The organism is Sodalinema gerasimenkoae IPPAS B-353, assembly GCF_009846485.1.
Classification (GTDB): domain Bacteria; phylum Cyanobacteriota; class Cyanobacteriia; order Cyanobacteriales; family Geitlerinemataceae; genus Sodalinema; species Sodalinema gerasimenkoae.
On sequence record NZ_ML776472.1, the window covers coordinates 1,438,028 to 1,462,913 of the forward strand.

Consider the following 24,886-nt stretch of genomic DNA (forward strand, 5'->3'; position numbering starts at 1 on the left):
CTTTTAAAACCTTGGGGATCTGTCGCAAAACTTAACTGCAACTTATGTAACAAAACCGTAAAACTTCAGCGCGGTTGTACTATTTTGAGATGTTAAGTCACACTAAAACAACAAACAACAGCTTAATAACAGCTTAATACTTATCCCAACGGCATTATGCCGCCAATCATAAACCATTCATGGACTTGCACCAATGCATCTAAGCGAAATTACCCATCCGAATCAACTTAAAGGGCTATCTATCCATCAACTCGAAGAAATCGCCCGTCAAATCCGCGAGAAGCATCTGCAAACCATTGCCGCAAGTGGCGGACATCTCGGGCCCGGTTTAGGGGTCGTGGAATTGACCGTCGGACTCTACCAAACCCTAGACCTCGATCGCGATAAAGTGGTTTGGGATGTTGGCCACCAGGCCTATCCCCATAAGCTAATTACTGGGCGTTATAACGACTTTCACACCCTACGGCAGAAAGATGGGGTGGCGGGCTATCTCAAACGCAGTGAGAACCCCTTTGACCATTTTGGTGCAGGCCATGCCTCCACCAGTATCTCGGCAGCTTTAGGAATGGCCCTGGCGCGAGATGCCCAGGGAGAGGATTATAAATGCGTGGCGGTGATTGGCGATGGGGCGTTAACGGGGGGAATGTCCCTAGAGGCCATTAACCATGCCGGACATCTGCCAGATACCAATCTGCTGGTGGTTCTCAATGACAACGAGATGTCCATTTCTCCTAACGTGGGCGCGATTCCTCGCTATCTCAATAAAATGCGCCTGAGTGACCCGGTGCAGTTCCTCACTGACAACTTGGAAGAACAGTTTAAGCATTTGCCCTTCTTCGGGGAAACCTTCACCCCGGAGATGGAACGAGTCAAGGAAGGGATGAAACGGCTGGCCATTCCTAAAGTGGGGGCTGTGTTTGAAGAACTCGGCTTCACCTATATGGGGCCGGTGGACGGTCATAACCTGGAGGAGTTGATTGAGTCGTTTAATAAGGCCCATCATATTAAGGGGCCGGTTCTGGTTCATGTAGCCACGGTGAAAGGAAAAGGCTATGCGATCGCCGAGAACGACCAAGTGGGCTATCATGCTCAAAAGCCCTTCGACTTGGCCACGGGCAAAGCCTACCCCTCCAAGAAACCCACGCCCCCAAGTTACTCCAAAGTCTTCGCCCAAACCCTGATTACCCTGGCCGAAGAGAATCCCAAGATTTTGGGCATTACCGCCGCCATGGCCACGGGAACGGGGTTAGATAAACTCCAGGCCAAGTTACCCAAACAATATATTGATGTGGGTATTGCCGAACAGCACGCTGTGACCTTAGCGGCGGGGTTAGCCTGTGAGGGAATGCGTCCGGTGGTGGCCATTTACTCGACCTTCTTGCAGCGGGGCTATGACCAAATTATCCATGATGTCTGCATTCAGAAGTTACCGGTGTTCTTCTGTTTAGACCGGGCTGGGATTGTCGGGGCCGATGGTCCGACTCACCAGGGACTGTATGATATTGCCTATCTGCGTTGTATCCCCAATATGACGATTATGGCGCCGAAGGATGAGGCGGAAATGCAGCAGATGTTGGTGACGGGGGTTGAACATACCTCGGGACCCATTGCCATGCGCTATCCTCGCGGTAGTGGCTATGGTGCGCCTTTGATGGAAGAAGGCTGGGAAGCGTTGCCGATTGGTAAGGGTGAGGTTCTCCGCAGTGGTGATGATGTGTTGCTAGTCGGCTATGGAACCATGGTCTATCCGGCGATGCAGGTGGCGGAAATTCTCAGTGAACATGGGATTGAGGCCACGGTGGTGAATGCCCGCTTTGTCAAGCCGTTGGATATTGAGTTGATTGGGCCGTTGGCTGAACGGATTGGTAAGGTGGTCACGCTGGAGGAAGGCTGCATTATGGGTGGCTTTGGTTCGGCGGTGGTTGAGGGCCTGATGGATGCCGATGTGGTGGTTCCGGTGAAGCGGTTGGGGGTTCCTGACCAACTGGTGGACCATGCACAACCCAATGAGTCGAAGGCGGATTTGGGCTTGATGCCGTCCCAGATGGCGGAGACGATTCGCAAGTCCTTCTTTGCCGAGTCTAAGTCAAGGTTGGCGGTGTAGAGTTGAAGTCCCCCCATCGGTGTCGGGTGATGCAGGTGGGGGGATTGGGGGGATTCCTCAATTTTTCAGGCATTCGTGCCACAGATGGCCGTAGGGGCAATCCCTTGTGGTTGCCCTCCTCCAGCGTTCATGTATAGCCCTCATCATGCTAACCTCAAGCTGGAAGAAGCCGAGTAAATAAGGATTCGAGTTCCCGCTGTCTCTCGACATCAACCCGTTATGCTAGTTAAATCGGGGCTAACTTCTATCAATTTGGCTTCAGGAATGGCTCGTTTCACATCTGCGATCGCACTATATACTGCTTCAGTTGCTGAAGACGCATCACGGGTAAAGTTCAAGGCAATTTTCCCGAATCTTCCCACACCAACTAAGGCATCATCACACCCATTCATTTGCAAAACATCAACGTAATGGCTCGGATGCGGTTCTGTGTCGGGGAGGTTAAAGGTTACTGTAAAATCATAGTTGGGCATTTGAGTTTAAGGAGGGGTTGGGGTTGACGAATGCGGCTTTGCGTCGGATGTGACGTAATCAATCGAACGAGTTTGCAACTTCATAAATCAGAAAAAATCAAGGGTCGAAACCACATGACGATTTTTTGCTCATATATTTATGTAAAAGTGAGTGATGAATTTTCGGTTTTCAAACCATGCCGTAGAGGAGATGGAAAAACGAAAGATTCCCATGTCTTTTGTAGAAGCGGTCTTAGAAAATCCAGAACAAACGGTTCAGCAAAGTGAGGTCATTACAATTTATCAGTCTCAATGCGATTTTGGTACAGGAAAACCTTATTTATTGCGTGTTTTTATCAATACCCAAGTTGAACCTGCTGTTGTTGTAACTGTTTATCGAACCAGTCAAATTAGAAAACATTGGAGAAACTGATGAAAATTAAATACGATGCCGACGTGGATATCATTCGGATTACCCTTAAAGATGCAGAGATTGAAGACAGTGATGAGGAAATTCCCGGCATTATCTTAGATTTTGATTCTAGTCAAAATGTTATCGGGATTGAGATTCTTCAGGCTTCCCAACGGATTGATAATCCACAGGCTATTGAATATATGGTTGCCCAGGACAAACCCTAGACTGGGATGGTAAATAGTGCTCAAGTCGGTTGGCAAGTGTGTCTGAAAGGATAATAGAGCGTTCCATAGGAGGCTGTTCTTAAACGACACTTAATTTTAATCCATGAAGGTCTAGCTGATGATTCCCAAATTGTCGAGTGACAATCAATAGGATGATAGGTGAGGCCTCTCAACCCAGTATCACTCCCCTGATGATGAATTGAGGCTTTGTGGAGAGGTAATGATGTCCCGAAGTCTTGGACGCGACTCTAGGGAAGACGTCACGAGGATGACAATCAGGACGATGACCCAAACGCCGATTAAACCATCCATCACCGTCAGGGGAATCTCAGGTCGCGTCTTTTGACCGCAGAAGGAACAGTAAACCCAGCCACCCCGGCTTTCTCGGGTGCAGGGGAGGCTATGGAGTTGGATCATATCTTTATAGGGACAAATCATCATCATGAGTTTTGGTTAGGGTGAATTTGTTGTGTTTGTTGGATTTCAGAAGAAAAAACCCACCCAGTTCAATGAGGTGGGTTTTGCCACGATTGACCGCTATTCACAGGGAATAATCAGCATCGTGTTGTTGCTGAGAATTTCCAGGGCGATCGCACTCTCTCCCAGGTCTTTCCCCATCCGATAAGACCCCCGCAGCATCGCATTAAGCTGTCGTTGCAACACCTCAGCCGTCATATAGGATTTCACCAAAACAATCGGCTCCTCGACCCAAGTTTGAGTAGCAGGATTCCACCAATTGCCCTCAGAAAAAGTGGTATTGTAGCCCCCAGCTTGTTGGGTTAAGCCCGTGAGAAAGCCTTTCGCCTGGGTGTATTTGTGGGCGGGGATATGCCAGCGAACGGCATAGGGTAAGCGGTCTAGGGAGATTGGCGAGGGGGCGATCGCACTCTCAATTAACGGAGAAATGCTGTTTTGGGGAATCATAAGATTTGGCATCACATTGGGGAGGATTTTAGAAATATGTTCCATGACATTGCCTTGAATTTGATGGTTCTAGTTTGGCAAGTCAAATCCAAAATTACCAGCTATTTTGTCGTTTACTCTTAATAGTTTGTCCCAAAAAGTCGCATCATGTCGCACGATGTCTCAGGATGTCGCAAAATGTCTATTCATCTGTTTTGAACCCTAGACGATACCCCAAAAAAGTAGTTAGCATCAGTCCAGACCTAAAGCAAATCAGGTACAGTATGGACAGATTCAAGCTCACTCTTGTTGACATGATGGAGATTCCTCAGGCCTACGAAGCCGAGTTTTTAGGTGATATTGCTGAGAAACTTGACCTCTCTCCCCTAACCCGCTGTATTTTTACCGAGCGATTATCCCAGCAGAATCTCGATGCCAATTGGACTGACATCGTCGAATCCTGCCAGCCTCGGCTGACACCAGACCAGGCCAGGAAAGATAACTGGAGTCGGCAGATTCTGCCCAAATTGAGAGAACTGGGATTTGACCACGAGGCTAACGCCAAAAAACTGTGGCAGGCCGTGCGTCCCTGGTTAGTACAGACTCACTATCATCCTTGGCTGTGGGACAAACTCAGCCAGATATCACAGAAGACGCAACAGATGGGAATTAAAGCCGCCAAGTCTCCCGACCATTTAGGGATGCTTCCCAAAAGAAACGACTATCTCACCACCGTTCCCCTGGGGAGTGAAGTCATCTTTGAACTGCAACTACCAGACTCGGCCCATCTGACCTTACTGGAACGGGAACCCAATGGAACTGTGGTCTGCTTATGTCCCTCTCCCTTCGCCCAAACCAGTCAGTTCCAACCGCAACAAACCACCACCATCCGCCTACCCCAAGCCTCAGCCCCTCAACCGGCGTTTGTGTTAACGGAACCGGGCAAAGAACAGTTAATTGCCTTGTTGACCCCGAAAATCCCCCCCTTCCAATGGTTAGAACAGAGTCGGTTTGAGGCGATGGCGTTACAGGTGTCGCAGTTGCAGGAGACGTTCGAGTATGTGAAGAGTCAGAACAGCCCCCAGGTGCGGTTACTCTCCACCGCCTATGAGGTGGTTTGAGTGAGTTCGGTTGCGGTTGAAGATTCTAAAGTCATTCATTATTGAGGTTAAACATCATGGACGAACAACGGATTCAGCAATACGCCCAACTCATCCAAGCCTTGTTAACCTGTGGCAACGGGGAGGAGGTGGCTATCCTAGAAGCCAATGCCAGCCTTGTGGATGCGGGCTTGTTGCAGGTGATGGCGGCTTATGGTCAATGGCTGCGCAGTGAAGGAGAAGATAAGGCGGCGGACTGGTTAGATAATTTCGCCCAACACCTGCAACCCCAGATTTCGGCAACTGCACCTTCTGAAGACTCCGACAGTTGGGAAGCCGTTAATCAACAAGTGCTGCAACTGTACCAGCAGGGACAATACGCCGCCGCGATTCCCCTAGCGGAACGGGCAGTTAGGCTGGCGCGAGAACGTTGGGGAAACCAGCATCCAAAGGTGGCAACCAGCCTCAACAACCTGGCTTTGTTATACAAGTCTCAAGGGCGCCATGGGGAGGCCGAACCCCTGATAGACATCATCCGCATTGCCCTGCCCCCAAACCATCCCCAACTCGCCACCCACCTCAACAACCTGGCGGGGTTGTACAAGTCTCAAGGGCGCTATGGGGAAGCCGAACCCCTGTATCTCGAAGCCTTAGACATCGACCGCATTGCCCTGCCCCCAAACCATCCCGGACTCGCCACCGACCTCAACAACCTGGCGGGGTTGTACCGGTCTCAAGGGCGCTATGGGGAAGCCGAACCCCGGTATCTCGAAGCCCTAGACATCATCCGCATTGCCCTGCCCCCAAACCATCCCCAACTCGCCACCCACCTCAACAACCTGGCGGTGTTATACGAATCTCAAGGGCGCTATGGGGAGGCATCGGAACAGTTCCAAGCCTCCCTGGAGTCGGAACAACAGCGCCTACGCTATATCTTCAGTATCAGTTCTGACCGGGAACGCCGGGAGTATCTGCAATCCAATCCCGAAAGCTATTACGGCTTCCTTACCCTAGTTTGGCAACATCTGGCCGATGACCCGCAAGCCGTTGGCGCGGCGTTGGATGCCCTGTTGCGCCGCAAAGCCCTGACCACAGCCGCCCTAGCTGCCCAGAGTGCCGCCATTTACAGTGGACGCTATCCCGAGGCGGTTCAATCCCTATTCCGCAACTGGCAACAGCGTCAAGAGGAGATTCGAGACAAACTGTTCGAGGTGATTCCGTCTCTACCGGATGAATCCTCTCAACAGTACGGACAGCGCCTCAAACAGCATCGTGAGGACGTCAGCCAACTCTATCAAACCGCCGAAACCCTGGAAAAAGAACTGGCGCAGGAAATCCCAGAATTGCAACTGAACCAGGATGACCTCAACCGTCAGCTAATTGCCGCTCAACTCCCCGACGGTTCAGCCTTGGTGGAGTTCGTCCGCTTCCGACGCTATGATTTCGGTGCGTCCGAAAAACAATGGCAAGAAGAGCGTTATCTCGCCTTTGTGGTCATGGCGCACCAACCGGAACGGGTGCGGCTGTTGGATTTAGGGGAAGCCGAACCCCTCGATACCTTGATTCAACAGTTTCGCCGTCGGTTTGTCGGGCCGGGTGACCACTTTGGCATGACCGGTTCAGCCAGCGACATTAACTCCTCTGGGGCGGACAGTCAACGGTTGCAACAAATCCTCTGTCAACCCCTCCTCAATGCTTTAGGGGATGTCTCCCACTGGTTTCTCGCCCCCGACAGCACCCTCAATCTGTTGCCATTTCAGATTCTTCCCCAGTTTCCCCATTGCCCCAGTCCCTATCTCGGCGATACCTACAGTATCAGCTACCTCAGTGCCGGACGGGACCTGCTGCGACGGGACATCAGCGAACGCCCCTTGACCGTTCGCCCCGCCACCATTCTCGCCGACCCCGATTACAACTGGGATGGGCAGAAGTCCCACCCCGTCCCAACTCCCGAAGCCAACTCAGACATCGCCACAGCCGACTTAGGGGCAACCCTAACCCGCCTGTCCGGTTTCGGCCGCGCCGTGGGAACCGAGCGTTTTGGTCGTCGCGTCGGGGAACTGCTGAATACTCAACCCTATTTGGACAAAGCGGCGGTCTCCTCTCATCTGACCGACGGAGACTGTCCCCGCATCCTGGCCGTGGCCACCCACGGCTTCGCCCGCAGCGCCCAAAAACCCTATCTTCAGTTGGTTTTCGCCTTACTGGCGGCTGAAACGGGTCAGGAAACGAAGCTGTTTGAAGAACATCCCGCCCTGATGAATCGAGGTTTGTTGGATACGGTGCAACAGGTTGCCCAAGCTGTGGAGAGCGAACATCCTCGCGTGAGTCAACGGTTACGGGATTTCGTCCCGCAAATCGAAGCCTACCTCCGCAACCATCCCCCCAGTCGCCTCGATGAAGATGCCGACGATGCCATGTACCGCTCGGGAATTGCCCTGGCGGGGGCGAATATCTGGAACCAAGGCTTGCCGCTGCCGGAGGGGCTGAAGGGGGTGTTGTTTGCCCAAGATGTGGCGGCGTTGGACTTGTGGGGCAATGAACTCAGCGCCCTGATTGCCTGCCAGTCGGGGCTGGGTGAAATCGCCTCGGGTGAGGGTGTATTTGGCTTACGGCGGGCGTTTGTGGTGGCGGGGTCAAAAACACTCCTAATGAGTCTTTGGTCGGTTCCTGCCCGCGCTACGGTGTATCTGATGGAACGGTTTTTTCATCATTTAAATGAGGGACTTGGACGGGCTAAAGCCCTGAGTTGCGCTCAGTTTGATGTGCGCACGGTCAAGGCGGGAGAACTGCGGCAGTTACTGTTAGGACGGGAGATTTTGCAGGAATTAAAGGGCGATTATAAGGATGAAGATTGTCCGTTGTCGAGTCCTTATTTTTGGGGGGCGTGGGTGTTGCAGGGGGATATTTCGCCGTTGTCGGTGGAGTTGGCTGAGTCGGGGAGTTGAAGCTGGATTTTCCCCTCTTGGGAGGGGTTAGGGGTGGGTTCTCCCGGGACGGTGGCCAAACACCCCGATGACCCACCCCGCCCTTCGGGCACCCCTCCCTGGAGGGGATTTGTCTCTTGTTTCCCCTCTTGGGAGGGGTTAGGGGTGGGTTCTCCCGGGACGGTGGCCAAACACCCCGATGACCCACCCCGCCCTTCGGGCACCCCTCCCTGGAGGGGATTTGTCTCTTGTTTCCCCTCTTGGGAGGGGTTAGGGGTGGGTTCTCCCGGGACGGTGGCCAAACACCCCGATGACCCACCCCGCCCTTCGGGCACCCCTCCCTGGAGGGGATTTGTCTCTTGTTTCCCCTCTTGGGAGGGGTTAGGGGTGGGTTCTCCCGGGACGGTGGCCAAACACCCCGATGACCCACCCCGCCCTTCGGGCACCCCTCCCTGGAGGGGATTTGTCTCTTGTTTCCCCTCTTGGGAGGGGTTAGGGGTGGGTTCTCCCGGGACGGGGCTAGGGGTGGGTTCTCCCTCATGGGGACAGTATCTGGTTTTGCAATGGGAAGTCCAAGGTTCAGGAGTCAAGCGGTTGGTGAATTATTACGAATCCACTCACGAATTGCAATCAGTACTCCATCCGTCTCGTGGATGACCTGCCAATTTGTAAATCGTAGAAATCTAACTCCCAAGGTTTCCAGGCGCACCTGTCGATATCTATCTTGTTCTTGCGCTTCTTCACTCTCATGGGATGACCCATCAATTTCAATAGCCAACATCAATTTCTTGCAGTAAAAATCAACAATATATTCATCAATAGGACGTTGCCTATCAAAGTCAAAACCTTGTATCTGCCCTCGTTTTAGGTGATTCCACAGCTTGACTTCGGGAGCAGTCATGTTCTTGCGCAACTGCCGTGCTATTTCTTTCAGTTTTGGATTGTAGGGTAAGATTTTGGGATTCATTTTATTGAACCAAAATTTTATATTTTTTTAGTTTAGGTTTAAATAAGTTTAGCGAATTTTCAGTCTTAATTCGTCTCTTGTTTCCCCTCTTGGGAGGGGCTAGGGGTGGGTTCTTCTGGGACGGTGTTAAACACGCCGATGACCCACCCCGCCCTTCGGGCACCCCTCCCTGGAGGGGATTTGCCTCTTGTCTCCCCTCTTGGGAGGGGATTCGTCTCTTGTTTCCCCTCTTGGGAGGGGCTAGGGGTGGGTTCTTCTGGGACGGTGTTAAACACGCCGATGACCCACCCCGCCCTTCGGGCACCCCTCCCTGGAGGGGATTTGCCTCTTGTCTCCCCTCTTGGGAGGAAATTCGTCTCTTGTTTCCCCTCTTGGGAGGGGCTAGGGGTGGGTTCTCCCTGGAGGGGACGGGTCAGGACATGACCCGTTCGGGTTCATACTGATAGGAGGAGACCGCCTTCATATATTGCGCCCGTTCATAGGCAGACTTGTCAGGACAATGCAACTGACTCATGCTGCCCTGCATCTGTTCCACAGACTCATACTCATGGTCCTCCATCCAACGCAACATCTGATGTTCGATATGCCGCAGATGGGGAATGCCATGACGCAAGAGACTTGAACAAACTTGCGTCACCTTCGCCCCCGCCATCAGTAACTTGATGGCATCGGTGCCATGTTGGATGCCGCCGGTGGCTGCGAAATCGGTATCGACACGACCATACAAGAGGGCAATCCAACGCATGGGTAACCGCTGGTCTTGCGGCGTACTCAAGAGGACATGGGGTGAGACTTCTAACTCCTCTAAATCAATGTCCGGTTGGTAGAACCGGTTAAATAACACCAGTCCATCGGCCCCGGCCTCGGACAGCCGCTTGGCCATGTTGGCCATGTTGCTGAAAAAGGGACTCAACTTCACCGCTACGGGGATGCTGACTTCTCCTTTCACATCCCGCAAGATGTTGAGATAGTTTTCTTCGACTTCGGCCCCGGTCATGTTTAAGTCCGTGGGGACATAGTAGATGTTCAGTTCTAAGGCATCGGCCCCAGCGTCTTGCATCTGTTGGGCATATTCCAACCAACCGCCGGGAGAAAAACCATTCAAACTGGCGATGATGGGGATGTCTACGCTGGCTTTGGCATCGCGGATATGGTCTAGGTACAGTTGGGGACCGACGTGATACTCTTCGGCTTCGGGGAAATAGGTGAGGGCTTCGGCGAAACTCTCGGTTCCATATTCGAGGTGGTGGTGTAACTCGAATTTCTCTTTGAGCAGTTGCTCTTCAAATAGGGAATGTAGCACGATCGCCGCTGCACCAGCATCTTCTAAACGCTTGACATTATCGATGTCTTCTGTTAGAGGAGCTGCCGCCGAGGGGACGAGGGGGGATTTGAGGGTGAGTCCGAGATACTGGGTGGTGAGTTCCATGATGTTCGCGTCAAACTAGGGGGATGGGGAGGGGATAACCGAGGAGTTATCCCCAAAGACGGGATTTATTGACCGGTGATGGGACGATTGGCCAGGTAGTCGTACATGGCCCAACGGGTATCCACGTCTCCTTGGGCTTCTTTCAGCAACCGTTTCGCGTCCTGGGGTTTGGTTTTGGTCAGCATCTTGAAGCGGTTTTCGGCGTACATGGAGGTTTCCACCCCTTTCTTGGGCGATCGCGAATCCACTTGTAAGGGATTTTGCCCAGTTTCTTTCAACTCGGGGTTATAGCGATACAGCAGCCAGCGACCACTTTCGACTAAGGCTTTCTGATGACTCATGGCGGTGGTCATGTTGATGCCATGGGCGATGCAATGGCTGTAGGCGATAATCAAGGACGGGCCATCATAGGCTTCGGCTTCGATAAAGGCCTTCAGGGTATGTTCATCCCGGGCCCCCATGGCCACGGAGGCCACATAGACATTACCGTAGGTCATGGCAATTAAGCCCAAGTCTTTCTTGGGGGCCGGTTTCCCACCAGCGGCAAACTTAGCCACCGCACCGCGAGGAGTCGCTTTAGAGGATTGTCCGCCGGTGTTGGAATAGACTTCTGTGTCCATCACTAGGATGTTGACATTTTGACCACTGGCGATGACGTGATCTAAGCCGCCAAAGCCGATGTCATAGGCCCAGCCATCTCCACCGATAATCCAGACATCTTTTTTCACCAGGTAATCGGCAAGGCTACGCAGTTGTTTGGCATCGGGGCTGTTCAGGGACGCTAACTGTTGTTTCAAGCCAACCACCGCTTCCCGTTGTTCCCAGATGTCGGCTTCGGATTTCTGGGGATTGTCGAGAATCTGTTGAACGAGAGTATCCCCCAAGTCCCCGGCGAGTTTTTGCAGCAACTCTCGGGCAAATCCCATGTGTTTGTTCAGGGACATGCGGAAGCCTAAGCCAAATTCGGCGTTGTCTTCAAAGAGACTGTTCGACCAAGCTGGCCCCCGTCCTTCGGCGTTTTGGGACCAGGGGGTGGTGGGGAGGTTGCCGCCGTAGATGGAGGAACAGCCGGTGGCGTTGGCGATGACCGTGCGATCGCCGAACAGTTGCGACACCAGTTTCAGATAGGGGGTTTCCCCACAACCGGCACAGGCCCCGGAGAACTCAAATAGGGGTTCTTGCCATTGTTGCTGACGGATGCGATCGAGATGGAGGTTACGGCGATCGGGATTGGGCAAATTCAGAAAGAAGTCCCAATTCTCCCGTTCGGGTTCCCGTAGCGGCGGTTGCGCCTCCATATTGATGGCTTTCTTGGAGGGCATCGACTTATTCTTCGCCGGACAGACATCGACACAAATGCCGCAACCGGTACAGTCCTCTGGAGCCACCTGGATGGTAAACTTGCTGCCGGCAAAATTGGGGTCTTTGTCGCGAATATCCGTGAACTTAAAGCTTTGCGGCGCATTCCCCAGTTCTCCCTCGTCGTAAGCTTTGCCGCGAATCACTCCATGGGGGCAAACCATGACGCATTTCCCACATTGGACGCAAACATCCGGGTCCCAAACGGGGATTTCTTGAGCGACATTGCGTTTTTCCCATTTCGCCGTTCCCGTGGGATAGGTTCCATCGCAAGGGAGGGCGCTAACGGGGAGGTCATCCCCTTCCCGGGCTAACATTTTGCCCTCGACGCTGCGGACAAATTCCGGGGCGGCGTCGGGAATGGTAGGACTCATGCGGACAGTGGAGTTGGCTTCCTGGACATTCACCTCATAGAGATGGTCGAGGGTAGCATCCACGGCGTTGAGGTTCATCTGGACAATGGCTTGTCCTTTTTTGCCGTAGGTTTTCTCAATGGCTTTCTTAATTTCGGCGATGGCCTGTTCCCGAGGCAGGACTCCAGAGAGGGCAAAGAAGCAGGTTTGCATCACCGTATTAATGCGCCCCCCCATGCCATTGTCCCGCGCCACTTGCAGGGCGTTGATGACATAGAACTTGAGGTTTTTACGGACAATCTGTTCTTGAATCTCTAGGGGCAGGCGATCCCAAACCTCATCGGGGCCATAAGGACTGTTGAGGAGGAAGGTGGCTCCTGGGGCGGCGGCTTTGAGGACGTTGAGTTTTTCCAGGAACGTCCATTGGTGACAGCCGACGAAGTTGGCCTGGTTAATCAGGTACGTCGAACGAATGGCGTGGGGACCAAAACGCAGGTGGGAGACGGTGACGGCCCCGGATTTTTTGGAGTCATAGACGAAATAGCCCTGGGCGTAGTTGTCAGTGGCGGACCCGATGATTTTGATGGAGTTTTTGTTGGCGCCGACGGTTCCATCAGACCCTAAGCCATAGAAAATGGAACGGGAGACTTCGTCGGGTTCGGTACTGAAGGACTCGTCGTAGGGGAGGGAGGTTTGGGTGAGGTCGTCGTGGATGCCGATGGTGAAGTGGTTTTTGGGTTTGTCTTGGCTGAGGTTATCCAAGACGGCTTTCACCATGGCGGGGTTGAATTCTTTGGAGGAGAGGCCATAGCGTCCGCCGACGATTTTGGGCATTGTGCCTTCCCAGGCTTCACTGAAAGCGGAGACAATATCGAGATAGAGGGGTTCGCCGCTGGCGCCGGGTTCTTTGGTGCGATCGAGGACGGCGATTTTTTGGACGGTTTCGGGGAAGGCGGCCAGGAGTTTTTCGATGTCCCAGGGGCGATAGAGGCGCACTTTCAGGACGCCGACGTTTTCGCCTTGGGCCATGAGGTAATCCACGGTTTCTTGGGCGGTTTCGCAGCCAGACCCCATCAAGACTACGACGCGATCGGCATCGGGGGCGCCGTGGTATTCGTAGATTTGGTACTGGCGACCGGTATGCTGTGCCAGTTGGTCCATGGCCCGCTGTACCATGTCGGGACAGGCGTTATAGAAGGGGTTGACGCTTTCTCGGGCTTGGAAGAAAACATCGGGGTTTTGGGCGGTTCCTCGCAGGACGGGGCGGTCTGGGGTCAGTCCCCGACTACGATGGGCATAGACCCACTCGTCATCGATGAGATCGCGAATGATGGATTCGTCGAGGGTTGCGATTTTTTGGATTTCGTGGGAGGTGCGGAAGCCGTCGAAGAAGTGGATGAAGGGAACCCGCGATTCGAGGCTGGCGGTATGAGCGATCAGGGCTAAGTCTTGGGCTTCTTGGACGGAGGCGGAACAGAGGAGGGCGAAGCCGGTTCCTCGGGCGGCCATGACATCGCTATGGTCGCCGAAGATGGAGAGGGCCTGGGCGGCGAGGGAACGGGCGGCGACATGGAGGACGGCGCTGGTGAGTTCTCCGGCGATCTTGTAGAGGTTGGGGATCATCAACAGCAAGCCCTGGGAGGCGGTGAAGGTGGTGGTGAGTGATCCCGTTTGTAGGGAGCCATGAACGGCCCCGGCGGCGCCTCCTTCGCTTTGCATTTCGATGACGGAGGGGACGGTTCCCCAGAGGTTGGGCTGCCCTTCAGACATCCACGCATCGGCCCATTCGCCCATGGGGGAGGCGGGGGTGATGGGGTAGATGGCGATGACTTCGTTGAGTTTGTAGGCAACCCGGGCGACGGCTTCGTTGGCGTCTAGGGTGGCGTAGGTGCTAGTGTTCATGCTCTTTGTCCTTGGTGAGCGGCGGTTCGAGGGAGCGGGTGTGGATCGTTATGGGGGGTTAGGGAGCGATCGCACGGCCGGGGGAGTGATGGGGGTTGATGGGAGTGGTGTGAGACTCGGGGCTGCAACTGGTTTTCTTGACAACAGAAGTCCCTCTTAAAACAATTAGGGAGTTGTTTTAAGGGGCAAGGTTAATGGAGGGTTAATTGAAATTTTACCTAAACAAAAAGTCTCCAAAAATGAGCTTGCTTTTAATCTATTCCCCTGAGTTTAGTATGGAATATTTCCAGAAGGATTGCGAGGGGTATTTACGTTTGTTAACCCAATTTTGCAATCTGTCGTAAATCGGCGAAGGTTTGTTGTGCTGCGGCTTCATCGACTTTGCTTAGGGCAAATCCGACGTGAACGACGACGTAATCACCTACCGCGACATCGGGAACATAGGCGAGGCTCACGGTTTTGACGACTCCACCGAAACTCACTTTTCCGCTTTTGTTCAGAGGGTCGGTTCCCTCAATTTCTAAGACTCGTCCGGGAACGGCTAAGCACATAATTTTAAGAAAAGTTATTTCCTGCAACAAACTGTCATAACAACAAGAATCATTGTTAGACTCGGTTTCAGATCCAGTTTAGGGTTTCAAGTCCAGATTTTCGTTGAACTTTACAAGTTTTTAACCTCAGTCAATTGTTGGCTTGCGATCGCACAGAAGAACAGGGTGCATCTTAGTTAGGCAAGTTTGAACCCACCCCGCGCTATCGCGCACCCCTCCCAGGAGGGGAAATATTTGAAAAATCCCCTCCTGGGAGGGGTAGGGGTGGGTTCTCTGAAGTGATCGCAAAAGTGAGATGCACCCGAAGAACATTTAGGGTAGAACGAATGCGTAGGTTGTCATGCTATCTCGGCTCTCGTCTGATGGATATCCAATTTGAATCCAAACTTGTTGGCGACCAGGAACGTCTGGATCACGTCCTAACCAACGATCCAAAACAACTAGGGATTGGTTTTCCCGGAGGAAATTAATTACTCCTGAAAGTGTGTACGGTTCTTGAGGAACATTAGAACGCAGGTTCGCTGAGCTGATGAGGGTCACAGTGCTTCCCACCTCAGGAACGACAGGTGGCTCGATGGTAATTGGTGTGGCGGGACCTTGTTCTAATAGTTGACTTCCACTAATCTCGTCTGGTGGAGGATCAGCAATTGCCCCAATGCGAATCCATCCTTGTGCTTCTGGCAAAGGCTTTTCAGAGAGAATGGGGTCTGGTTGGAAGGGATCTAATGGTGGCCGATTTGCCAGTCCGATCGCGATTCCCAGAGATGCCAGTCCAATTAGACCAAACCCAAGCCAGCGTGATTGGCTAGCTGGACGCTTTTTCCTCGCTGTAGGCTGTGGATTAGTCGGGATCTCATGACTACTTTTGGGGATTAAACCTGGAGTTAGACGCTGTCTCATATTTCTGACATCTTCCGGTTTTAATGAGAGAATTTGTTGTAACCGGTTCAGTTCTTTCTCCGTTACCTCGCTAATAGGAAATTCTTTGCTAATACTCTCTTTTAAGACACTTTCATATTGACTCAATCTTTTTTGATAGTGACGATGAGGTTCTAAGACTTCTGCTTCAATCTGATGTGCAACGGTTTCGGGAAGTTCTAACTGGTGTCGTAATGTGTCTAGGGTCAGCCTGGCAATGGTCGAAATTTCACCGTGATAAACTAAATGACTAACTTCCTGCCGGTATTGCAACTCAGGATTGCCAAGGGGGGCATTTCCAATGGTAATTTGAAATCCCTCTTCAACCGCAAAGATTTTTGGTCGCATGGCTGGTGCAGCTTCAGAAACTTTTGCTTTCGTATAACAATGCAACTCATAGACAGAAATAATGCCATCACGATTACTATCAGCGGCTCCAGTCTCTAATCCTTCGACAAGGTAACGGGTATATAATGATAAAGACTCACCATCTTGTTCAAAGGAATACTGAAGAGATGTGGAGGAGGTTAACACCGCGCGGCCCTCTCCTCCGAGTTGGGCTTGAACATCTACTCCGCCATCATCCTTGGCGGTCATACCTTCTGCAAATGCACCACTGAAGCAGCAGTCCAGGATGACAACCTGACGCTTGGAGCGACTTTCAGCCATCATGTCTTGGATAAACCCCGCAGACACGGCTGTAGATTTTAGAATTTGACCATCGGCTTTTTTTTGGGTGATTGATGTGGCAAAGTATAACGCACCTATTTCATCTTTAATTCCATGACCTGAAAAGAAAAGTAGCACCACATCATCTTTCTTAAGGTTGGAAAACAATGCCTCAATTTGTTGTTCCATTTGTTGGCGATCCGGATTGACGAGACACACAACGTCGTCAAAACCACCAATGTTAGGATGTTCTAACACCTGCTGCATTGCCTCTACGTCTCGAACGGCTCCTGGGAGGGCAGTTAGTCCAGGTTTATAATGACTTACGCCAATTAATAGGGCAATTTTACTCATCGTGTTAGGTTGAGGTTGCGTTGCGTTGCTCAGTCCAAATTAAAGCCTGTTGCATGGCGAACTCAAATTCCTCTCGACTTCTGGCAGTCACTTCTAAAACATCGTCGCCTAAGGAGAGAGTTAAACTTACTTCTTTGTTGGATAATCGGTCTCCAAGAAAGCGAAATAGGTTGGCGATATTTTCGGGTTTAACCTCAGCTGTTAATAAACCAATGAAAAAGCCGGCAATGGCTTTACTTCCTTCAGGAGGCTCAGGGTCTATAACTCGTTGGACATCTTCGATGTCGTCTAGTTTTCGCAGTTCGTTAAAAAGTCGTTGCGTTTCTTTTTCTCTTTCATCGTCATCAGCCTCGATCTTTGACTCATCCAAAGAGATGGTCAGGTGATATACATTTGAGGGGGTCATTGTTTTGAAGCTCTAATGAAGAAAATATTTAGATAGAAACGAAGAAATAAAGTGTTCAATCCTGTTATAGCAAATTCTTTTCCTGTTGTCTGCCATGGTCTCCTAATTTGCAATTTATTGTTACATGACAACGTTAAGAGAGTTACGATTTGTTTCTCTTTATCTTAAGTTAGCTTCAGGTTGGTGAAATTGTTGAAAAACGGCATAGACTTGTCCGAGGCTAAGTCCACCGTCGTTGGCTGGAAACTGTTGGTTAATGTAGGGTTGGAGTCCCATCTGCTGTAGTCGGGCGAGCGCCCCCTCTAGGAGAATCTGATTCTGGAAGCAGCCCCCGGTTAAGACGATGGGAACGGAGGGACGATGATAGGTTTGCAACATTTGGGCGATCGCTTCAATGAGACTATTGTGAAACTTGGCGGCGATGTGGGGAATGGAGGTGTCGGAGGTGCGATCGCCCAAAATCCCTAAAAGCATTGGTTCCCAATCCCAAACACCTTCAGAGAGAGGAATTGCATAGCAATCTGAAGTGTTCACGGTTCTGGCGGCGAACTCCAAGGCCATGGCGGCTTCTCCTTCAAAACTGAGAACCTGTTGCAACCCTAATAAGGCGGCGATCGCATCAAACAACCGCCCAACACTACTGCTGCGGGGCGTATTAATCCCCCGACGTAAGGCGGTTTGCAAAATCGTTAACTCTGATGGGGAAAAGGCCTGAAGTGGGGGAAGAGACAGCAGTGAGGGTTTAGTAAACAAATCCTCTCCGAAACACTCCCACAATAAGCCTAACGCCACCCGTCGGGGTTCTTTTGCGGCGCGATCGCCCCCCAGCAGCGGAAAACTGCGACAATGGGCTAACCGCTGATATCCCGCCTCAGAGGTGTCAATCTGCAAGAGTTCCCCTCCCCAAATCGTTCCATCGTCTCCATAGCCGGTTCCATCCCAAGCGATTCCCAAGACGGGGGCCTGTAACTGATGTTCCGCCATCACCGAGAGGATATGGGCCTGATGATGTTGAACCCGGATTAAGGAACATTGTTTGTCTTGGGCCAGGTGTTGGGCGAACTGAGTCGAGGGATAATCGGGATGGCTATCACAGACAATCACCTCAGGTTCAAAGTCATAGATACTAGAGAGTTTGGCCAGGGTATAGTCAAAGGCCTGGCGGCTGGCGGGATTGTCTAAATCGCCAATATGTTGACTGACAAAGACATTTTCGTTGAAGGCGATCGCCACCGTATTCTTAAAATAGCCCCCCACCGCCAACACCGATTGAGATAATCCAGGAAGCGAGAGAGTTCTGGGGGCGTATCCCCTAGCCCGTCGCAAGATCACGGGAGTCTTAGCCATTACCCGTACCACCGAGTCATCCACTGGGCGGGCGATGGGGCGGTTATGCAGCAAAAAGCCGTCGGCGATGTTCCCCAGGCGTTGCAGGGTTTCCTGATTGTCAATACAAATCGGTTCCCCGGAGAGATTCCCACTGGTGGCGATGAGGGGGGCGGCGAACTCTCGCAAGAGAAGATGATGTAGGGGCGTGTAGGGAAGCATGACCCCTAAATCGGGATTGTTGGGGGCGACGGAAGGGGCGAGGCGAGGCTGTTTTTGATGCTGTAAGAGTTGACGCAATAAGACGATGGGGGCGGCGGGGGATTGCAAGAGTTCGGCTTCGCTGTCGCTGAGAGAACACTCTTGACGAACTGCATCGAGATGGGGATACATCACCGCAAAGGGTTTACTGGGGCGATGTTTCCGTTGACGCAATCGTTGAACCGCCGCCTCGTCTTGGGCGTTGACGAGAAGTTGAACCCCGCCTAAGCCTTTCAGGGCCAGGATTTGTCCCTGACGTAGCAGGGTTTGGGCGGCGTCTAGGGGAGGGAGGTTGGTGGCGGGATGAAACGTTAATTGGGGGCCACAGACCTCGCAGGCGTTGGGTTGGGCGTGGAAGCGGCGATCGCCGGGATTGTCATATTCTTGCTGACAGTCGTGACAAAGGGGGAACCCCGCCATGGTGGTGAGGGGGCGATCGTAGGGAAGGGTCTCGATAATGCTATATCGAGGGCCGCAGTGGGTACAGTTGATGAAGGGATAGCGGTAGCGGCGATTGTTGGGGTTAAACAGTTCTTCGATGCAGTGGGAACAGGTGGCGAGATCCGGGAGAATTAGGGCGGTTTTGCGTTGGGGATGGGATTCGGAGGCCTGAATGAGGAAGTCTGTTTGGCCCTGGGGGGGGATCTCTTGGCGATGGAGGCGATGGATTTGGGCGTGGGGAGGGAGTTCAGCGAGGAGACGCTGACAGAATTGTTCGAGTTGGGGGCGATCGCCCTCAATTTCGATGACAACCCCGTCAGCGGTGTTGTTTACCCAGCCAGCTAAGTTTAGGTTGGTGGCCAGTTGGTAGACGAAGGGGCGAAACCCTACTCCTTGGACAATTCCTTGAATATCCAGGTGGAGGCGATCGCCCCGAACCGTCTCGTCAAACTCCCCCATCATGTTAAAAGCGAATCCGTCTTCCGCTGGTTAGGAGTTTTAAGCCAGCGGTTAGGGAGGCGAACGAGAACAAAAAGTACCAAATTGTGGTAGGTCGTATAATTAGCCGTCCCACAAATAAAAAGGATACTAAACCAATCCCAATAAATATCCAGCCAACTCCTCCGACGGTTGAATAGAAGAACAACAGAGAGATGATTCCGACCATCAGTGAGACTAAAGCAATCACGGTTAACGCATCTCCCCAAACGGGACGAATATAGCTGGTTGTGATGACGATGTTTTTGCCGAGAAGATAGGTTCCTAAAATAAACAGAACTATCCCCAAGAATTTCTGAAACATGACTTTCTAGATTGACAACAGTTTAGTGAACTGCCAGTTCAGGCTGAGGCTGAACCTGGTGTTGTAAATACGCATACCATTGTTCCATACCTTCCCCAGTTCGAGCAGAAACTTCCAAAATTGTGGCTTGGGGGGCAATGTTGCGGATATTCTCCAGGGCGCGATCGCGGTCAAATCCCACCACTTCGGCAATATCAATTTTATTCAAAATCACCACATCGGCAGATTTAAACACCGTGGGGTATTTTAGGGGTTTATCTTCTCCTTCTGTGGTAGATAGGAGAACTACCCGTTGCGTTTCTCCTAAATCATAGGCAGCGGGACAAACCAGATTTCCCACATTCTCGATAATCAGCAGTTGGATATCGGTTAAATCCAGTTTTTGGGTGGCTTGGGCGATCGCCTCGGCTTCGAGGTGACAGAGGCTTTCGGTCATAATCTGAATCGCCTGTTGTCCACTGCGTCGCAATCGTTGCGCGTCGTTGTCGGTTTCTAAGTCTCCCACAATGACGGCGGCGGGAAGGCGATCGCTCAATTCCATTAAGGTGCGTTCTAGGAGTGCGGTTTTTCCAGAACCCGGTGAGGAGAGAATATTGAGAACAAAGAGGTTTTTAGCTGCAAAAAAGCCGCGATTTCGTTCCGCTAGGCGATCATTTTTTGAAAGAATCGCTTGGTGGAGGTGAATTTGCTGATGAGAATGATTGTGATGAGGATGTTCGTGAGAATGACCGTGGGAATGGTCGTGATGAGACTGATTTTCTGACGTCATGCGAATATTAGCTGGGGTAACGGAACAACCGCAATCTTGACACATGATTAAGAGACCTCCAACGATGACAATTCGAGTTCTTTCCCGTTGAGAACTTGAGAACTTAAGGTTCCACAGTGGGGACAAACGAAAATAATATCCTCGGGATAAAAGTCTTGGTTACAGTTTTGACAGTAACAACGGGCCGTAACCGTTTCAATTTCAAACTTTGCCTGTTCAGCGATGGTATCTTTGGCTACAACATCAAAGGCAAAACGAAGGGCATCGGGAACGACTCCTGAGAGGGTTCCCACGCGGACGGTTAAGCGGTGAATCTGACTTGCACCCTGTCGAGTTGCCTCATTGAGGGCGATGTCCAAGGTTTGGTCCATGATACTGACTTCGTGCATTGGGGGAATCCCTTTCTCTACTGATAACTATAAAGAATTTAACCTGCAAGTTAAAGTCCTGTTCATAAAATTTACAATTTCTTTTCCTGGGAGAGTTTTTATATTAACCTGAGAGTAAGAGTGCGTGTTAGCACTGAGCAGATGCCATCAGACGTTGTCAGGCTCAAATACCCTAAGCCGAACAGTTTTAAAAGGCTGTCAAGTCCAAATCAAGCAAAAAGTCTTAAGTTTTCCTGAAGATTTATTATCAGAAATTATCTGACCTAGAGGGCGAAGTATGATTAAGTTTGTTAGTGAATACCGGGATGCAACTCTATCACAGCAGTATACCGAGGCGATCGCCGACCTAGTGACCCAACCTTGGACGATTATGGAGATTTGTGGCGGACAAACCCATGCGATCGTCAAATATGGCATCGATCGCCTCCTTCCCGATGGGGTTACCCTGGTTCATGGCCCTGGCTGTCCAGTCTGTGTCACCCCCATCGAACGCATTGACAAGGCCCTGGATTTAGCCCGTCGCGAGGAGGTGATTCTCTGTTCCTTTGGTGATATGTTACGGGTTCCAGGAAGCGATCGCGATCTCCTCAGTGTCAAAGCCACCGGAGGCGATGTGCGAACCGTCTACTCCCCTCTCGATGCCTTGGCGATCGCCCGCGACAATCCCCAGAAACAGATTGTCTTCTTCGCGGTCGGCTTTGAAACCACCGCCCCCGCCACAGCCATGGCTGTCTATCAAGCCAAGCAACAAAAGCTTGACAATTTCTCCCTTTTAGTATCTCACGTTCTGGTTCCCCCAGCCATGGAGGCGATTCTCAGTGCGCCCAACTGTCAAGTCCAGGGATTTCTCGCCGCCGGCCATGTCTGTACGGTCATGGGGTATCGCCAATATGAACCCTTAGCCGACACCTATCACGTCCCCATCGTCGTCACCGGCTTTGAACCGGTGGATGTTTTACAGGGGATTTATCTCTGTCTCAAGCAACTTGAAGCGGGAGTGGCCCAGGTTGAAAATCAATATAGCCGCTCCGTTGTTCCTGAAGGCAACCCCACCGCCCAAAATCTGATTCAAGAGGTGTTTGAGGTGATTCCCCGTCACTGGCGAGGTTTAGGGGAAATTCCCGCCAGTGGCTTCGGTTTGCGAGAGGACTATGGCCAATTTGATGGCGATCGCCGTTTTGGGTTTTCCGCTGACATCTCCCCAGATGAAGCTGAGACGGAGTGCATCAGTGGCGAGATTCTACAAGGGTTCCGCAAACCTCATGACTGTCCGGCGTTTGGTACTCGTTGCACCCCAGACCATCCCCTGGGTGCGCCGATGGTGTCCTCTGAGGGGGCCTGTGCGGCCTATTATCGTTGGCGGGGGGATGTGGCTTAGGTTCAAAAGCCTAGACTGAAATTGCCACCTTGGAGGAGGAGGAAAAAATGCCTTACATCACCCCCCTAGAGCGTTTCGCTCAACAAGCTGGAGTGTTAACCAGTCGCCGCGAAGATATCCAGGATATCTTGGAAACTCGGTTTGGACTTGTTCCCAGTTCGGTGAGCGATCGCATCAACGCGATCGATGACGCAACGGAGTTAAAAACCCTGTTAATTCAAGCGGTTACCATTGCTTCCCTAGAGGACTTTGAGACGGCGATCGCCCCCAAGGCTTAATCCCTGAGCGATCGCCTCGTTCGCAGAAACGTTTCACGAACCGAACATCGAGTCCATAATCCCGATTCAGATGACGTTAGGGCCGCCTTATGCCAAGCTAGGAGCAATCTAACCCCATAAGAAGCCGTTTTATGGCTTAAAGGACGTTCAAAATGGTCAAGCCTAGCCTCACCCTGACCGTTCTCCTCTCTACTGTCCTCGGTCTCTCCCCCCTATCAGCCCAAACCGAGGAGATGTCGGAAAGAGCGATCGCCCCACCGGAGATGATCCAAACCCTCCCCGCCAATACCGCTGCGGTGTTGTTACTCAACGGCCAGAAGGCTTGGCAAGAATTTGAACGCTTCCAAGGCTTTGATGGCATTTCCGAAGTCTTCACCGATCCCGGCTTCTTGCCCTTTGTTCCCTTCGTGGGGTCTGATGAGGACGAAGTACGCCCCTGGATGCAAGGTTGGACGGCCACCGCCGTGATTCCCCTGTCCTCCTTTGCCACAGATATGGACATGGCAACAGTCACCATAATGCCCTTGGCTGACGAACCGGCCTTTGATACCTATCTCAGCCTGTTAGAAATCGATTATGGGATTTCCCCGACTCAGGAAACCTATCAGGGCGTTGAGATTCAGGTTTATCCTCAGATTGAGGTCTTTCCTAACGTTTCCGACGTTCCCGAGGTTCCAGACTTTTGGCCTGACCCCCCCCGAGAGATGCAACCGCCTAAATGGGGGCGTTCTCAACAACTCCTCAACCAATATCTGCTCACGCCTCTCTCAAAACTGCTGGGCAAAATGGACGCTGATGGTTCTATTGAGACTCCATTTCCTACCCCAGACGAGGAGATGGCCCCCTATACCCTCTATAAACCCAGTGTGGCGATCGCCCGCCTCCCCAACAATACCGTTATTTTTGCCCGTCGTCTCGAAGATATTCAGGCCTATCTGGACATTCCCCCCACAACCGTTTCCCTAGCTGACAACCCCGAATTTCAAAAACTCCTCCATCGCCCCGAACTCGACACAGCCGTCGTGGCCCTCTATGGAAATTTCAAACAGCTTGCCGATCTCAGTCGTAACTTAGACAGCCAGGCCCCCAACGTTCCCTTTGTCCTACCCCCCGGATCAGGAGTCTCCCAAATTGGAGATCTCTACGCCCAAACCTACACCAGCTTTAACGCCTTAATTTGGGCCGATGACGCCGGGGGACGGTTGCAATTTCGCAGCAACTACCGGGAACCCCAACCTGAGATTGCGGCCGCTTCCCAAAACCCCAACCGCATCCTCTCCCGACTTCCGGGGGGAACCTATGTTTCCACTAATGGTATCAATTTGGGCCAGTCTCTGTTAGCCCTAGTCTCCATGGTAGAGGGGATTCCTGAGATGGCCTCGGTTCTGGATGGAGTTCGGGGGGAGATTCGTCAGTCCTTAGGCTTGGAACTGCAAGACCTGTTTCAATGGATGGATGGGGAGTTTGCCTTATTTCTCTATCCTCCCATTGGGGGGAATCAGGATGCGTTGTTGCCTTTTCTCCCCTTTGAGATTGGCCTTTATTTCCAAACCGGCGATCGCCCTGCCGCAGAACAAGTCTTATCAGCCCTCGATAACTGGATTCTCAACATCAGTGAGGGGTTTATCGAGATTTCTAGAGAATCCCTGGATAATCAGCCCTTCACCAGTTGGAATCTCCCCATGGGATTTGAGGATGAAACCCTCAGTCAAGTTGCCCATGGCTGGATTACTGAGGATACCCTATTACTCACGACGGGAATGGCATCGGTGAACCGTCTGTATCCCCAGCCACGAGTTCGCCTATTGGACAGTTATAACTTCCAGACGGCGATCGCCCCCTTCCCCGACAACCGAACCAGTTTGGCCTATTACAACCTCGGGGCGATCGTTGCCGCAACTCGGGACTTGTGGCGGTCTCCTATGGTGGTGTTTGACGACACGATTCCCCTGGAGGGGGAAGAACTCCCCCCCGATCCCTTTTTCGAGTTTCTCCAATCTCTCCGCAGTTTGAGTTTAGGGGTATCCATTGACGAAGAGAGAGAACAACTCGATATTCGCCTTGTCCTCTCTCCTAAGCGACACTAGAGAGAGAAGACCTTTCGGAGTGACCAACCTCACGATGCTCGATCGCATCCAAAGCTTTGTGGGCCTTCAAGGTATATGGTGATACCATTTTTCATGCATTCGTGCCATAGATTTCTGTAGGG

At 51.9% G+C, this 24,886-nt stretch carries 21 protein-coding genes; 8 read left to right on the forward strand and 13 right to left on the reverse strand.

Annotated features, from left to right (window positions below):
• The first annotated feature begins 193 nt into the window (after window positions 1-193).
• Window positions 194-2,104 carry a 1-deoxy-D-xylulose-5-phosphate synthase gene (gene dxs / locus L855_RS06425; RefSeq protein WP_159785672.1) on the forward strand — a complete coding sequence of 637 codons (1,911 nt, stop codon included), beginning with the start codon at window positions 194-196 and terminating at the stop codon, window positions 2,102-2,104.
• 209 nt (window positions 2,105-2,313) lie between these two features.
• Here dxs and L855_RS06430 read toward each other — a convergent pair whose 3' ends face one another.
• Window positions 2,314-2,577 carry a DNA-binding protein gene (locus tag L855_RS06430; RefSeq protein WP_159785675.1) on the reverse strand — a complete coding sequence of 88 codons (264 nt, stop codon included), beginning with the start codon at window positions 2,575-2,577 and terminating at the stop codon, window positions 2,314-2,316.
• 154 nt (window positions 2,578-2,731) lie between these two features.
• Here L855_RS06430 and L855_RS06435 point away from each other — a divergent pair, with 154 nt between their 5' ends.
• Window positions 2,732-2,989, forward strand: a complete 258-nt coding sequence (locus tag L855_RS06435) for a DUF4258 domain-containing protein (protein WP_159785678.1) — start codon at window positions 2,732-2,734, stop codon at window positions 2,987-2,989.
• Window positions 2,989-3,195, forward strand: coding sequence for a DUF2283 domain-containing protein (locus L855_RS06440; protein ID WP_159785681.1), 207 nt, complete (start codon window positions 2,989-2,991; stop codon window positions 3,193-3,195). The genes L855_RS06435 and L855_RS06440 overlap by 1 nt, the downstream gene beginning before the upstream one ends.
• Window positions 3,196-3,375: 180 nt before the next feature.
• Here the strand turns inward: L855_RS06440 and L855_RS06445 are convergent, their stop codons facing one another.
• The gene (locus L855_RS06445) at window positions 3,376-3,639 is read right to left on the reverse strand and encodes a hypothetical protein (protein WP_192925003.1); all 264 of its coding nucleotides are present in this window, start codon (window positions 3,637-3,639) and stop codon (window positions 3,376-3,378) included.
• Between the two features lie 93 nt (window positions 3,640-3,732).
• Window positions 3,733-4,164, reverse strand: coding sequence for a hypothetical protein (locus tag L855_RS06450; protein ID WP_159785684.1), 432 nt, complete (start codon window positions 4,162-4,164; stop codon window positions 3,733-3,735).
• 248 nt (window positions 4,165-4,412) lie between these two features.
• On the opposite strand from L855_RS06450, the gene L855_RS06455 reads away from it, so the two are divergent.
• Both L855_RS06455 and L855_RS06460 read left to right on the forward strand, forming a co-directional pair.
• A complete protein-coding gene (locus L855_RS06455) occupies window positions 4,413-5,219 on the forward strand; it encodes a DUF4384 domain-containing protein (RefSeq protein WP_159785687.1) in 807 nt (268 codons plus the stop codon).
• 56 nt (window positions 5,220-5,275) lie between these two features.
• Window positions 5,276-8,146 (forward strand): CHAT domain-containing protein, encoded by a 2,871-nt coding sequence (locus L855_RS06460; RefSeq protein ID WP_159785690.1) that lies wholly within the window; start codon window positions 5,276-5,278, stop codon window positions 8,144-8,146.
• A 565-nt stretch (window positions 8,147-8,711) separates the two neighbouring features.
• Here L855_RS06460 and L855_RS06465 read toward each other — a convergent pair.
• The 10 genes from L855_RS06465 to hypA all read right to left on the reverse strand — a co-directional run bounded on the left by L855_RS06465 (window position 8,712) and on the right by hypA (window position 21,021).
• Window positions 8,712-9,092 carry an endonuclease domain-containing protein gene (locus tag L855_RS06465; protein ID WP_159785693.1) on the reverse strand — a complete coding sequence of 127 codons (381 nt, stop codon included), beginning with the start codon at window positions 9,090-9,092 and terminating at the stop codon, window positions 8,712-8,714.
• A gap of 412 nt (window positions 9,093-9,504) precedes the next feature.
• On the reverse strand, window positions 9,505-10,521 hold the full coding sequence (locus L855_RS06470; protein ID WP_159785696.1) for a dihydroorotate dehydrogenase-like protein: 1,017 nt from the start codon (window positions 10,519-10,521) through the stop codon (window positions 9,505-9,507).
• Between the two features lie 65 nt (window positions 10,522-10,586).
• Complete coding sequence (gene nifJ, locus L855_RS06475; RefSeq protein ID WP_159785699.1) at window positions 10,587-14,135, reverse strand: pyruvate:ferredoxin (flavodoxin) oxidoreductase; 3,549 nt, start codon at window positions 14,133-14,135, stop codon at window positions 10,587-10,589.
• Window positions 14,136-14,452: 317 nt separating this feature from the next.
• A complete protein-coding gene (locus L855_RS06480; RefSeq protein WP_159785702.1) occupies window positions 14,453-14,686 on the reverse strand; it encodes a HypC/HybG/HupF family hydrogenase formation chaperone in 234 nt (77 codons plus the stop codon).
• A gap of 312 nt (window positions 14,687-14,998) precedes the next feature.
• Window positions 14,999-16,627, reverse strand: a complete 1,629-nt coding sequence (locus L855_RS06485) for a caspase family protein (protein WP_159785705.1) — start codon at window positions 16,625-16,627, stop codon at window positions 14,999-15,001.
• A 4-nt stretch (window positions 16,628-16,631) separates the two neighbouring features.
• Window positions 16,632-17,033: a hypothetical protein gene (locus tag L855_RS06490; RefSeq protein WP_159785708.1), complete on the reverse strand. Its 402-nt coding sequence runs from the start codon at window positions 17,031-17,033 to the stop codon at window positions 16,632-16,634.
• A gap of 159 nt (window positions 17,034-17,192) precedes the next feature.
• On the reverse strand, window positions 17,193-19,523 hold the full coding sequence (hypF, locus tag L855_RS06495; protein ID WP_159785711.1) for a carbamoyltransferase HypF: 2,331 nt from the start codon (window positions 19,521-19,523) through the stop codon (window positions 17,193-17,195).
• A 1-nt stretch (window position 19,524) separates the two neighbouring features.
• On the reverse strand, window positions 19,525-19,863 hold the full coding sequence (locus L855_RS06500; RefSeq protein WP_159785714.1) for a hypothetical protein: 339 nt from the start codon (window positions 19,861-19,863) through the stop codon (window positions 19,525-19,527).
• A gap of 22 nt (window positions 19,864-19,885) precedes the next feature.
• The gene (hypB, locus tag L855_RS06505) at window positions 19,886-20,677 is read right to left on the reverse strand and encodes a hydrogenase nickel incorporation protein HypB (RefSeq protein WP_159785717.1); all 792 of its coding nucleotides are present in this window, start codon (window positions 20,675-20,677) and stop codon (window positions 19,886-19,888) included.
• A 2-nt stretch (window positions 20,678-20,679) separates the two neighbouring features.
• Window positions 20,680-21,021 (reverse strand): hydrogenase maturation nickel metallochaperone HypA, encoded by a 342-nt coding sequence (gene hypA / locus L855_RS06510; protein WP_159785720.1) that lies wholly within the window; start codon window positions 21,019-21,021, stop codon window positions 20,680-20,682.
• A gap of 280 nt (window positions 21,022-21,301) precedes the next feature.
• Here hypA and hypD point away from each other — a divergent pair, with 280 nt between their 5' ends.
• The 3 genes from hypD to L855_RS06525 all read left to right on the forward strand — a co-directional run bounded on the left by hypD (window position 21,302) and on the right by L855_RS06525 (window position 24,764).
• Window positions 21,302-22,399 (forward strand): hydrogenase formation protein HypD, encoded by a 1,098-nt coding sequence (hypD, locus tag L855_RS06515; RefSeq protein ID WP_159790998.1) that lies wholly within the window; start codon window positions 21,302-21,304, stop codon window positions 22,397-22,399.
• Between the two features lie 47 nt (window positions 22,400-22,446).
• Window positions 22,447-22,677 carry a hypothetical protein gene (locus tag L855_RS06520; RefSeq protein WP_159785723.1) on the forward strand — a complete coding sequence of 77 codons (231 nt, stop codon included), beginning with the start codon at window positions 22,447-22,449 and terminating at the stop codon, window positions 22,675-22,677.
• A gap of 152 nt (window positions 22,678-22,829) precedes the next feature.
• Window positions 22,830-24,764, forward strand: a complete 1,935-nt coding sequence (locus L855_RS06525) for a DUF3352 domain-containing protein (RefSeq protein ID WP_159785726.1) — start codon at window positions 22,830-22,832, stop codon at window positions 24,762-24,764.
• Window positions 24,765-24,886 lie beyond the last annotated feature (122 nt).